Annotated in this window: 10 protein-coding genes; 2 read left to right on the forward strand and 8 right to left on the reverse strand. The window is 54.3% G+C overall.

From position 1 onward, the window contains the following. Positions 1–15 precede the first annotated feature (15 nt). On the reverse strand, positions 16–3,039 hold the full coding sequence (locus tag AWR27_RS23555; RefSeq protein WP_077133450.1) for a SusC/RagA family TonB-linked outer membrane protein: 3,024 nt from the start codon (positions 3,037–3,039) through the stop codon (positions 16–18). A 310-nt stretch (positions 3,040–3,349) separates the two neighbouring features. Between AWR27_RS23555 and AWR27_RS23560 the strand changes: the two genes are divergently transcribed. Continuing rightward, positions 3,350–4,492, forward strand: coding sequence for a LacI family DNA-binding transcriptional regulator (locus AWR27_RS23560; protein ID WP_077133451.1), 1,143 nt, complete (start codon positions 3,350–3,352; stop codon positions 4,490–4,492). Here the strand turns inward: AWR27_RS23560 and AWR27_RS23565 are convergent. The 5 genes from AWR27_RS23565 to AWR27_RS25440 all read right to left on the reverse strand — a co-directional run bounded on the left by AWR27_RS23565 (position 4,489) and on the right by AWR27_RS25440 (position 9,601). Continuing rightward, on the reverse strand, positions 4,489–5,955 hold the full coding sequence (locus AWR27_RS23565; RefSeq protein WP_077133452.1) for a sulfatase family protein: 1,467 nt from the start codon (positions 5,953–5,955) through the stop codon (positions 4,489–4,491). The two genes, AWR27_RS23560 and AWR27_RS23565, sit on opposite strands and share 4 nt — an antisense overlap. Before the next feature lie 42 nt (positions 5,956–5,997). After that, positions 5,998–7,296, reverse strand: coding sequence for an L-fucose:H+ symporter permease (gene fucP / locus AWR27_RS23570; RefSeq protein ID WP_077133453.1), 1,299 nt, complete (start codon positions 7,294–7,296; stop codon positions 5,998–6,000). Between the two features lie 18 nt (positions 7,297–7,314). Further along, positions 7,315–8,079, reverse strand: a complete 765-nt coding sequence (locus AWR27_RS23575; RefSeq protein WP_077133454.1) for an SDR family NAD(P)-dependent oxidoreductase — start codon at positions 8,077–8,079, stop codon at positions 7,315–7,317. A 2-nt stretch (positions 8,080–8,081) separates the two neighbouring features. After that, entirely contained in the window at positions 8,082–9,308 is a 1,227-nt protein-coding gene (locus AWR27_RS23580; protein ID WP_077133455.1) for an enolase C-terminal domain-like protein, read from the reverse strand. A gap of 119 nt (positions 9,309–9,427) precedes the next feature. Then, complete coding sequence (locus AWR27_RS25440) at positions 9,428–9,601, reverse strand: hypothetical protein (RefSeq protein WP_157579295.1); 174 nt, start codon at positions 9,599–9,601, stop codon at positions 9,428–9,430. Positions 9,602–9,631: 30 nt separating this feature from the next. Here AWR27_RS25440 and AWR27_RS23585 point away from each other — a divergent pair, with 30 nt between their 5' ends. Continuing rightward, on the forward strand, positions 9,632–9,919 hold the full coding sequence (locus AWR27_RS23585; protein WP_157579296.1) for a hypothetical protein: 288 nt from the start codon (positions 9,632–9,634) through the stop codon (positions 9,917–9,919). A 114-nt stretch (positions 9,920–10,033) separates the two neighbouring features. Here AWR27_RS23585 and AWR27_RS23590 read toward each other — a convergent pair whose 3' ends face one another. Both AWR27_RS23590 and AWR27_RS23595 read right to left on the reverse strand, forming a co-directional pair. Next, positions 10,034–10,675 carry a hypothetical protein gene (locus AWR27_RS23590; RefSeq protein WP_077133457.1) on the reverse strand — a complete coding sequence of 214 codons (642 nt, stop codon included), beginning with the start codon at positions 10,673–10,675 and terminating at the stop codon, positions 10,034–10,036. Between the two features lie 73 nt (positions 10,676–10,748). Beyond that, a complete protein-coding gene (locus AWR27_RS23595; RefSeq protein WP_077133458.1) occupies positions 10,749–11,675 on the reverse strand; it encodes a bestrophin family protein in 927 nt (308 codons plus the stop codon). Position 11,676: the final 1 nt, after the last annotated feature.

The raw sequence follows: 11,676 nt of genomic DNA on the forward strand, positions 1-11,676 counted from the left end.
CAATGCGTGAAAGGATTAGAACGAAACCTGCAAACCGGCGATGTACGAACGAGCAATTGGATACACTAAGTTATCCACGCCGATCTGCGTATTGGAGTTGCCGAACGAGTTCACTTCGGGGTCGAAGCCGCTGTAGTTCGTAAACGTGAAGGGGTTGTTGGTACTGACATACACCCGCACCGCCTGTAGCCCTTTGATGGCTGGTAGCCGGTAGCCGAGCGTTATGTTTTTGCAGCGTAGAAACGAACCATCTTCAAGGAACCGGTCGGAGATGGGCAGACGACCGCCCTGCAATACACTGGCAAACTCGTTGTTGGGGTTGGTGGGCGTCCAGCGGTTGGCGACGCCCGCCAGCAGGTTACGCCCGCCCGACGGATTTTCGAGCGTGTAGCGAATCAGGTTGTAAATCTGATTGCCCCGCACACCCGCGAAAAAGGTGCTGAAATCGAAGTTTTTGTAGGACAGGTTCGCCGAGAAGCCGTAGATCAGCCTCGGGTTGGGGTCGCCCGTAATGGTCTGATCGGCCACCGAAATCTGTCCGTCGCCGTTCAGGTCACGTACTTTCGGCCCGCCCAATCGGCTGCCCGACCCCGGCAGGATCGACTCGCCGGTCTGGTAGTTGCCGTCGAACACATAGGTGCGAAACACCCCGATGGGTTGCCCCACCTGCAACACGCCGTAGTTGTTGACGGCGAAGTTCTGAAGCAAGTCGTTCAACGCCAGCAGTTTGTTGCGGTTGATGGTGGCATTGGCACTGACGTTCAGTTTCACCGGCCCGTCGAGTACGCGCCCGCTGACGGCCATCTCGATGCCCCGGTTCTGAATGGTCGCAAAATTGCCCGTAATGGTCGTGTAGCCCGATGAAGGAGGCAGTTGCCGCACAAACAACAGGTTGTCGGTACGTTTGTTATAGACATCGACAACCACGTTCAGCCGGTTGTTGAACAGGCCCAGGTCCAGGCCCAGGTTGGCCTGCGTCGAACGTTCCCATTGCAACTCGCTGTTCGGGATACCCGTCGGGGCAATCCCCGTTGTGTAAACGTGGTTGAATGCATAGGCGTTGTTTCCCCCCGAGCCTACCAACGCGAGTGACTGATACGGCCCAATGGCACCGGCATTACCGGTCTGCCCATAGCTGCCACGCAGTTTCAGGTCCGAGAGCCAGGTGGCACCTTTCAGAAACGGCTCTTCGATGACGCGCCAGGCCGCAGCCACCGCCGGGAAAAATCCGTACTTATTCTCAGCCCCGAACTGACTGGCCCCATCGTAGCGGGCCGTTACGTCCACGAAATACTTATCGCGGAAACCGTAGTTAACCCGCCCCAGGTACGAATCTAAGCGGCTCTCACTGCGCCCGCTGCTGACGTTCCGGTTAGTAGATAAGGCAATGGCTTCGTTGGCGGTAGCATCGTTCGGGAACTGCGTGCCGCTGATGTTGTTGTTGCTGCCTTCGTTCTTCAACGAGGCAAACACCCCCGTAAACTTCAGCGAGTGAATCGCGTTGAAGCTCGTTGCGTAGGTCAGGATGCTCTCGTGCAGCAAACTACGCCCGTACTGGTTGTTTTTTTGCGCCGACCCCGCCAGTGCCTGATCAGCCAGATTGACAATCGATTTGGGCGAGTAGAAATCGCCGAGGTTGTTGAACTGCGTTACGTTGAAGGAGGCCCGGTAGGTCAGCCCTTTGGCCAGATTCAGGTCGGCGTAGAAGTTAGCCAGCAGCGTGTTGTTGGTGATCCGGTCCAGAATCTGCGCCAGTCCAACGGGATTGGCGGCCTCGCGGTAACGGGCACTAAACTGATCGCCGAACGGCCAGACACTGCCATCTTCGCGGTACGGCACGAGCGTTGGTGGAGCCGCCAGAGCCGCCCCCAGAATACTGGCCGTCACGGCGGGGCCGTCGATGCTGGTGTTGGCCGTTTGCGTGCGATTATTGACCGAGTTCGACAGCAAGAGACTCGTGCCTACTTTCAGCCAGTTGTTAACCCGGTGATCGACGTTGGTCCGTAGCGAATACCGCCGGAACCGGGAGTTAATGATAATACCGCTTTGATCGAAGTAATTGAGCGAAAAGGCCACCTGCGTCTTCTCGGTACCACCCGTCACCGTGAGCTGATGATTCTGGATGGGTGCCCGCCGGAATATAAGGTTCTGCCAGTCAGTATTTGGACCAGGATTGTTAGGATCTGGAAAGACGGACGTTTTGAAGATTTCGTTTTCCAACGCGGCAAATTGCGTTGAATTCAGCACGTCCAGCGTTTTGTTGACCTGCTGCGTTCCGTAGTAGGCATCATACGAAACGCGCGACGTGCCGGCTTTTCCCCGTTTAGTCGTAATGAGTATTACCCCGTTGGCTCCCCGTGCGCCGTAGATGGCCGTAGAAGAAGCATCTTTCAGCACCTCAACGCTCTCAATATCGTTGGGATTGATGTTTGAGAGTGGGTTCTGGTTGTTTGCGTTCTGATCTAACCCCACGGCAATTTGTACTCCATCCAGGACGTAGAGCGGTTCCGAGGTGCCGTTGATGGAATTGGTGCCCCGAATCCGGACACTTGCGCCCCCGCCCGGTGCCGACGAGTTCTGGGTGATCTGCACCCCCGCCACCCGCGATTGTATGCCCTGCGTGACGTTGGCTACCGGCAGTTGCAGCAGTTCATCAGATTTAATAGACGCGATGGAGCCGGTGGTTTCAATCTTGCGCTGCGTACCGTAGCCGACCACAATCACTTCGGAGAGGGAGCGGTCGTCGGCGGAGAGTGATACGTCGAGCGTTGTGCGATTGCCGACGGCTATGTCCTGCGCCACAAAGCCGATAGACGAGAACGTCAGCGTAGCGCCTGCTGGTACTTCGGCAAGCGAATATTGCCCGTTGGTGTTGGTGGTGGTGCCTTTCTGGGTGCCTTTGACGACGATATTGACGCCCGGCAGACCATCGCCCGTTTGGCCTGTGACCCGGCCCGACACAGCGCGTGTCGGCGACTGAGCCAGAGCCTGATTCCCCACGGCCAGCAAAAGCCACAGGACGGATAGAAATTGTTTCATAGATCGGTTAACGGTTTAGAGATTAAGTAAAGGCAGTATATTAGAAAAAGTCAAAATAAGTCTGACAGATCATCGGCTCAGCTACTGTCAGTTTCTGAGTCGATGTTGGGAATCTATACGTGTTGATTGACTTTTCAAGTGAAAAACTTAGACTTATTAGATAATAACTACCGGGAACGTTCCCGGTAACGTATCCGATAGGTATTTTTTAGCGAATATGTGCTTCAGAGTATCACAAATAAAAGCAATTCATGAGCCTGGAGATGAATTGGCTGCTGATGCTCACTTCTTGGAAAATAACAATTTTACTATGATACGCTGTCCGCATTGCAAACAGGTCGAATCCATTAACCGGGCAGGTATTGTGCGGGGAAAGCAGCGGTATTTCTGTAAAGCCTGTCAGGTGCATTTTAGCTTCCCCAATGAGGTACACACCCCATCGTTACGGCCCCATCAGGTTACTATTGTTGACATCGCAGAGCAATTGGGTATTTCTAAATCGACAGTTTCGCGGGCTTTGCGCGGGCAGAGCGACATTCATCCCGGCACCCGACAGGCCGTGCTCGACGTAGCGAACCAACTCGATTATCAGCCAAACCAACTGGCACACAGTTTAGTGAAGAGTCGTACCAATACCGTCGGAATGCTCGTGCCGGAGTTTCTGTCGTCGTTTTTCCCGAAAGTAATTATGAGTGCGCAACAGGTGCTGGTTGAAGCGGGCTACAACGTCGTGATCTGCCAATCGGGTGAATCGTATGAAACCGAGGTAGCCAATGCCCGCACCCTGCTGGCTAACCGGGTCGACGGGCTGATGGTGTCGCACACGAAAGAAACCCGCAACTTCGACCACCTGCGGACGTTTCAGCGGAAGGGTATCCCGGTCGTATTTTTCAACCGCGTCTGCGAAGACATGACTGTGCCTAACGTAACGGTCGACGACTACCGGGGGGCGTTCGTGGCTGTTGAACACCTCATCCAGACGGGCCGACGACGCATTGCCCACTTAGCCGGTCCCGACTCGCTGCCGAACAGCCGCAACCGCCTAAACGGCTACCACGACGCGCTCCTGCACTATGGGCTGCCGGTTGACAATGAGCTAATTATATCTTATGATCTGACGCTTGAGAAGGTTAATATCTATGTTAATCACTTACTAAATCTGCCCCACCCGCCCGACGCGCTCTTTGCCATGAACGACCCTGCCGCCATCGAAGCACTGAGAGTGTGCCGGAGCCGGGGCATCAGGGTGCCTGCCGAACTCGCCATTGTGGGGTTCAGCGACGACCCGGTATCGGAACTGGTGGAACCGTCGCTGACTACCGTTGCGCAGCCAATGGCCGAAATTGGCCGCGAAACGGCCCGTCTGCTGCTCAACGCCCTGCACGGACCCGTTTCCGACGTACCGGAACAGGTGATGCTACCCACGCAGTTGATTGTGCGAAGATCGAGCTAAGGGAGCTCACCCGCCGGGCGCGTGTTGGCTCCTTTTTGAGCGGTCAGGTCATCGCCCAGGTCGAGCCGGGCGGCAGTGGCTATCTGTTGTAGTTCCGCTACACGCTCTGGAAACTGATCTTTGAGATCGTAGCGTTCGCCGGGGTCGCGGCTCAGGTCGTAGAGGGCCAGTGTTTCGGGGTTATTTTCGTTGGTTTTGCCCGGAAATCCATTTTGCCCTACCGGGAAAGCTCCGTAGGTGCGGCCCGGATGCGGTAACACTAATTTCCAGTTGCCCCGCCGAACAGCCTCCAGGTTGTTTTTGCGGTAATAATAGTAAAACTCCTTTCGCGGACTTGCCGTCAGGTCGCCCTGCCACAACGGCCACAAATCAACCCCGTCGAGTTTGCGGCTGGGTAGCGGTGCCCCGCAGCGGCCCGCAATGGTCGGTAAGAGGTCGATGGTCGAAGCCAGCGCGTTGCAGACCAGCCCGGCAGGAATAACACCCGGCCATCGTACCAGACAAGGTATTCGGTTGCCTCCTTCGTAGGTTGTACCCTTGCCTTCCCGCAACCCACTGGTCGATCCGGCATGATTACCGAAATTGTACCAGGGGCCATTGTCGCTGGTGAAAACAACCAGCGTGTTCTTGTCTAACTTATTGGCTTTGAGCGCGGCAAGTACCTCGCCAACCGAATGGTCGATTTCGGTAATGACATCGCCAAACAGCCCACGCTCGGTTCGCCCCCGAAAACGAGCCGATGCGGCAATGGGAACATGGGGCATCGGATGCGCCAGATATAGAAAAAAAGGCTTTTTTCGATTTCGCTTGATAAAATCGACAGCCTGCATCGTGAGCAACCCGGTTAGCTCGGCCTGATCGTCGAGGGTGCGAATCAGGCGAAGTGTATCGCCTTTCCCGCGCAGGAGTGGCAAGTCTGTGAATCGTGCTTTCGGCGAAGATGTTGCTGACACCGGCTTGCCATCGTAATCAACCGGCCACATGTCGTTGGAGTAAGGCAGGCCCACATATTCGTCGAAGCCGTGGTTGAGTGGCAGAAATGGTCGCTGATCGCCCAGATGCCATTTACCGAAGATGGCTGTTGCATAACCCTGGCTTTTGAGGAGTTCGGCGAGTGTAGTCTCCTCGCTGTTGATACCAATTTTCGACCCTGGAAACAACGCCCCATACAGCCCGATTCGATTAGGATAGCAGCCTGTCAGCAGAGCCGCCCGCGAAGCCGTACAAACGGGCTGGGCCGACAGGAAATTGGTAAACCGAATACCTTCCGAAGCCAGCCGGTCGAGATGTGGTGTCTGATAGCCAGTAGCCCCATAGCATCCCAAATCGCCAAAGCCGAGGTCGTCCATGAAAATCAGTACCACATTGGGTGGTGTTGGGCGGGGTGGGTTATAGAGGGGGCGAAACGCGACAAATGCAGGCCACAAGCCAATGAGTAAAGTCAGATAAATTGCTTTTTTCATGATGATCGGGGGTTTACAGAAGTATAAGCCTGATAGGTCGAGTTAAATAGTGTGTTTAGCAAAGGCAGCGGGTTTGTAGCCGGAAAGTCCGTAATAGATCAGGTAGAAGTAGCAGATGAGCGGCACTACAAACGCCCAGCGGATGGTGCTATAATCGGAGATTAGGCCCATCAATGGGGGAACAATGGCCCCGCCTACAATGCTCATAATCAGCAACGAAGACCCCTGTTCGGTATGTGGTCCCAGCCCGGCGATGCTTAGGGTGAAAATGATGCCGTACATCACGGACGTGAACAGCCCCACGCTGACCATCGACCAAACGGCCACCCAGCCCGAACTCAACACAGAGACAGTTATCAGTACCACTACTACGCCCGACACTAACCCCAGCATAGGCCCTGCCCGGAACCGCCGGAGTAGCACAGCCCCTGCCAGTCGCCCGATCAGCACACCGGCCATGTAGAGGCTGATGAACGTAGCAGCTTTTTGTTCAGTAATACCCGGCAAATCGAGCGATTTGAGGTAGCGAATCATGAAGCTGACCGTACCCACTTCGGCACCGAGGTAGCAGAACACCGCCACGGCTCCCAGCACCGTATGCCGAAACCGGAGCACGTCGCGCAGGCGGGTGGGAGAGCTGTCGGTTTGCTGAATGGGCGGGAGTTTTAACCGGGCAATCACCACACCCAAACCCAGCAGGAAGAGGGCCAATGTCAGGTAAGGGGCTTTGACGCTGTTGGCCTCGGCATCCAGAAAAGCCGTCAGCGCGTCCGGCGACAAACCACGCAGGGATTCTTCCGAAACATCCTGTTGGTGCAGAATCAGTTGCCCGCCCAGCAGCGGCCCCAGCGTTGACCCCAGCGACCCGCAGGCAGCCGCCAGATTGAGCCGACTTGCCGCCGTTTGGGGCGACCCCAACACCGACACGTAGGGTGTGGCCGAGACTTCCAGAAACGTGAAGCCCGCAGCCATCACGAACAGAGCCAGCAGAAACACCGGATAAAATCGGGTTTCGGCAGCGGGATAAAACAGGAATCCGCCCACCGCAGCCAGACAAAGGCCCGTAACGATACCGGCCTGATAGCCGCGTTTTTTGAGAAAATATCCCACTGGCAGCGCACACAGAAAGTAGGCCCCAAAAAACGCCGACTGCACCAGCGACGATTGAAAATCAGTCAACTGGCAGGCCCGTTTAAGGTGCGGCACCAGCACGTCGTTGATGTTTCGGCTGATGTTCCACAGAAACATCAGCAGCATCACCACCAGCAGCGGTAACCAGGTGGAGCCGGTCGCGGGTTGGGCGGAAGCAGGGGGCAGAGCAGGTTGAGGAATAAGGGCCATGCGATTGGTTTAGGGAGGTTAACGACGGTAGCCCAGTTCGGCCCCTCCGCCAACGGGCATCAGGCACCCGGTGACGAAACGGGCCGCATCGGAGAGCAGAAACACGCACACATCGGCCACGACATGGGCTTCGGGGCAGTAACCCAGGGTATGAATCTCATTCAGATACGTTTCGATGGCGGCTGGATTAGGTTGTGTTTTGGCCCAGTCGCGGAGCATCGGGGTCCAGACCCCTGCCGGGCAAACGGCATTGACCCGAATCCCAAACGGCGCGTAGTCGAGGGCCATTGCCTTCGTTAAAGCGTTCATGGCTCCTTTGCTGGCTACGTAAGCCGCGTGAATCGGCTGGCCGAGTTCGCCTACCATGCTGCTTGTGTTGAGGACGCAGCCACGTGTTTGCTTCAAAGCCTCCAGGCCGTAGCGAGTGGTCCAGTAAACGCTTTTCAGGTTTATCGCCATCAGTTGATCCCATTCGTCTTCGGTGGTTTGGTCCAGCGATTTCGACGGACTCGCGCTGCCCGCATTGTTATGAATTGCGTCGATGCGGCCAAACGTTTGGAGGGCCTGTTCCACAGCCGCTTTTACGTCGGCTTCGTAGCTTACATCGCCCGCAAAGCCCGCGTGGGGGCTACCCAGCCGGGCCAGCGTTTCGGTCAGGCGGTCGGGTTGATTGTCGAGAATAAAGACCGATGCACCCGCGCTCGCGTAAGCCGTTGCGCAAGCCTCACCAATGCCTGATGCACCGCCGGTCAGGAAAATGATTCTGTTGGCTAAAGTTCCCATTTTCAGTCGATTAAGTCGCAACTGCTACCCTCGTGTTGCGGGGTTTGGTAATAACCGCCAACAATTTCGGCGGGGTGCCGGAAGTGCGAACGCAGGTGCGGAATATGCTCCAGAAACAGAGCCTCGTGACCCAGCGCAATGTGGTTGAACAAGACCAGATGCTGGTGCAGTTGGCCCATGTCGCCCACGTGTGGCACCACCGGCACGTCAAACTTTTTGGCCAGCAAACTTACCGCCAGAAACTCGGCCACTCCACCCACGCGCACGGCATCGACCTGGCAAAAATCCATTGCCTGGGCTTGCAGGAAGTTCTTGAAAATGACTTTGTTGGGAATGTGTTCGCCCGTCGCGATTTTGAACGGAGCCACCGCCCGCGCCAGTTGTTGATGCCCCAGTACATCGTCGGGGTGGGTGGGTTCTTCGATCCAATACGGGTTTACGTCGGTCAGTTGGGCGCAGATTTGCCGGGCCTGCGGCACGTTCCATTGTTGATTGGCATCGAGCATAAGCGTAGCCGCGTCGCCCGCCGTGGCCCGAATAAGGCCCGCCCGGCGAATATCACGGGCGGGGTCTTTGGAACCCACTTTCAGCTTCATCGCCGAAAAGCCGTTACTGATGGCCCGGCGCGTGTTTTCGACCACCTGCTCATCGGAATAGTTGAACCAGCCTACCGAGGTGTCATAGCCCCGGTAGCCGGTTTTCAGTACTTCGCTCCGGTCGGGGCGGGTAGATAGTTGGTTGGTCAGTAGGGTCAGCGCGTCGGCGTGGGTTAATTCGTCTTCGAGGTAACTGAGATCGAGGGTCGCCAGCAGTTGCTCGGGCGACAGATCGAGGAGGAGTTTCCAAAGCGGAACCTGCCGGGATTTGGCCCAAAGGTCGAAACAGGCGTTGGTGATGGCCGCCAGCGCGAGGTGAACCACGCCCTTGTGCGGCCCCAGCCAGCGGTAGGCAGGCTGATCGGTGATGCTCCGATAAACGGTCCCAAAATCGGCCATCAGGTCTTCGATGGGCTTGCCCAGCAACGGGGCAGACAGGGCGTTGATAGCCTGACAAACCAGGTCATTGCCCGCGCCGAGTGTGAAAGCCAGCCCGGTGCCGGTGGTGGTTCCACCCGTGTGCAGGTGGCAAACGGCATAGGCGTACTGGATATTCTGGTGGATAGCATCGGAGCCAGCCCCGGCCCTGAGGTCGAATCGGCGGTCGGCGGTTGTAATAGCGGTAATAGTCATAATCGGGTTGTACGTAGGGCAATCGTATGATTTTCAATCCAGTTCCAATCAATATCTACCCCCAGCCCCGGCCCGGTCGGTACATGAACCAGTCCGGGCCACGTTTGGTCGGACCACGCTTAGTTGGTTGGGTCGATTTTTAGGGGCGTGTTGAGCAGATCAAGATGAAAGATCGGGTGGTGTAATTCCAGAAATTGACAGTTGCGGTTCGGCGTCCCGATATTAGCTCCGGCAACGTGCAGGTTCGCTACATCCAACAGGGGGCTTCCGGCAGAATGAATTTCAAGAGTCAAGCCGCGTTTCCGCGCTACGTCAAAAGACCGATGAATGCCCGTAATACCGCTTTTATCAAAACATCGCCCCGGAGTATGGAGAGTTCAGTCTGGTCAGCGAAGGTTTCGAGTGCGGCCAACGGTAAGGTTTCCCCCGCCCGTGATTTCGCCTGCAACCCGCGACCAAGTCCCAAAATGACTCACTTTCACGAAGTAATGACCTGGTTCTTCGATGGAATTGGAAACAGTTCCTTCGTCAATTCAGCTAATACCATCGGGCGAAAGCTGCACCCGCATATCCAGGCGGGTATCGGTGCCTTCAACTTCTTTCACAATTAGAAAAAACAGGGCTTAGGAGGCCCAGCCGCACTTCATCGGGTGCGAGGTAAAAGGTCGTCTATCCAGATTCGGCGTTCGACTGCCGAGGCTTGAAATGGTTTTATTTTGTAGATCTTACTGCTTCTCGTCTTTACCTCCGTATTTCTTTTTGTCCGTATAGAACATGACCATCTCAAGCGCACGAAGTGGCGACACGATCTGTCCATTTAGCTTTTCCTGAATAGTACGGCAAATGACTTTTGCAAAGTCTTGTTCTGATAAATTATTCATTAATGCCTGATAATTGAGAAAGGTCTGAGTCTCTTTCATCTGGTAATGGTGTGGCATTGAATCTTGCTCCAATAAATACCTGAGAACCCGTCGGTCCCATATTGCGTATCTACTGGGGTTGATGAAATGAAGCAGTTTTGATGTACCTACTAATGAATTTTTTAGAAGTCCTTTCAAAACTTCGATTTGAGTATCTGAAAGTGTTCCACCTGAGTTTACTTCATTGAGACAGCGGACAGATTCATCAAAATCAGTAGAGGTGAATGAAAAAACTCTGGGCATCCAACCATATACAAAATGAATGCCTATTATAAGATGATGCTTATTTATAGGATTGACATTCTTGAAATAATTAACAAATTCAGGATAAGAAATCAGATACGAATCATGTTGGTCAAAACCTTTTTGCTTCAACTCTTGCCAGTCTTTCACTATGCGTTCCTGAATTCGCGCTTGATTAAAAAGTACTGTTTTCTCATTCTTCATTGATGCAAATTGTGAGAGTTAATGACTGATTTTAGTGTTTTTCGCCCCGTAGGGGCACACATAGTACATTTTTCTACAAAATATATTCTCCGTTCGCGGCTTCGATAGGGGAGGGAATTTGAGAAGACTTCAGCATTTGCAACACGTTGATTTCAACAGTACGCACAATAGAATCGAGCGGTACACAGGCCGGATTACCATCAAACGGATTCATCAGGCTAAGTCCGTTCAAATGCGTTACGTGAAACACAAACCCGATCAGCCAGCCCAGTCCTATTGACCAGATACCGGCCTCTTCAACGATATCCATCGTCAACACAGCGATCATTATCCAGATAAAAATCCGTGTGAAGTACAAATAAGTTACCGGAAATACTGTGTTCTTAATTCGTTCGCATTTGCCCATGCTATCGCAGAAGCGAACCAGCAACTCGTTGAGTGTTAGAAAAGTAAACCCGTCGATTTGGGAAGTGTCTCTCAATGTTTGCAAATCCTGCGATTGTAAATCCAGTAAAGCCGCCGGGATGTTGGTATAGTGGATGAGAGCTTTCTGATCGGCCTGATTTAAATAAGCCTGATAATCCTGACTGTTTGTGTTACGTAGCGTGCTTTTGAGCGCGTGCAGGAAACTCAGATTACGGCGTATCATTCGTAATGCCAGGTCTTCGGCGGGTATTTCCTGAACAGGCTGTGTAGCCGTCTGGGTAGCCTTTGTATAAGTCAGAATGTTCCGTGTCCAGGACCGGGAATCGTTTACCAATCCGCCCCAAACGGTACGGGCTTCCCACCAACGGCTATATGCCTGATTATTGTTGAACCCAATAAAAAAAGCAAGTGCCGTACCGAACAATGCAGGTATAGACCCCGGAATATGGATGCTTCCCCGAACTACGTATGTCTCCACCAGATAAGCACCCGTGCATAACGCAATCATCCACAAATCAACTCGCCAGGTGATTCGGATTACCCGGCTGAGTCGCAGGTCAGGCTTAATCAACATA

This window comes from Spirosoma montaniterrae, assembly GCF_001988955.1.
Classification (GTDB): domain Bacteria; phylum Bacteroidota; class Bacteroidia; order Cytophagales; family Spirosomataceae; genus Spirosoma; species Spirosoma montaniterrae.

Coding starts and splice junctions, on each gene's coding strand:
- fucP (WP_077133453.1), bottom strand. CDS start 7,296: ATGGCCCTTATTCCTCAACCTGCTCTGCCCCCTGCTTCCGCCCAACCC.
- AWR27_RS23590 (WP_077133457.1), bottom strand. CDS start 10,675: ATGAAGAATGAGAAAACAGTACTTTTTAATCAAGCGCGAATTCAGGAA.
- AWR27_RS23580 (WP_077133455.1), bottom strand. CDS start 9,308: ATGACTATTACCGCTATTACAACCGCCGACCGCCGATTCGACCTCAGG.
- AWR27_RS23585 (WP_157579296.1), top strand. CDS start 9,632: ATGAATGCCCGTAATACCGCTTTTATCAAAACATCGCCCCGGAGTATG.
- AWR27_RS23565 (WP_077133452.1), bottom strand. CDS start 5,955: ATGAAAAAAGCAATTTATCTGACTTTACTCATTGGCTTGTGGCCTGCA.
- AWR27_RS23595 (WP_077133458.1), bottom strand. CDS start 11,675: ATGTTGATTAAGCCTGACCTGCGACTCAGCCGGGTAATCCGAATCACC.
- AWR27_RS23555 (WP_077133450.1), bottom strand. CDS start 3,039: ATGAAACAATTTCTATCCGTCCTGTGGCTTTTGCTGGCCGTGGGGAAT.
- AWR27_RS23560 (WP_077133451.1), top strand. CDS start 3,350: ATGATACGCTGTCCGCATTGCAAACAGGTCGAATCCATTAACCGGGCA.
- AWR27_RS23575 (WP_077133454.1), bottom strand. CDS start 8,079: ATGGGAACTTTAGCCAACAGAATCATTTTCCTGACCGGCGGTGCATCA.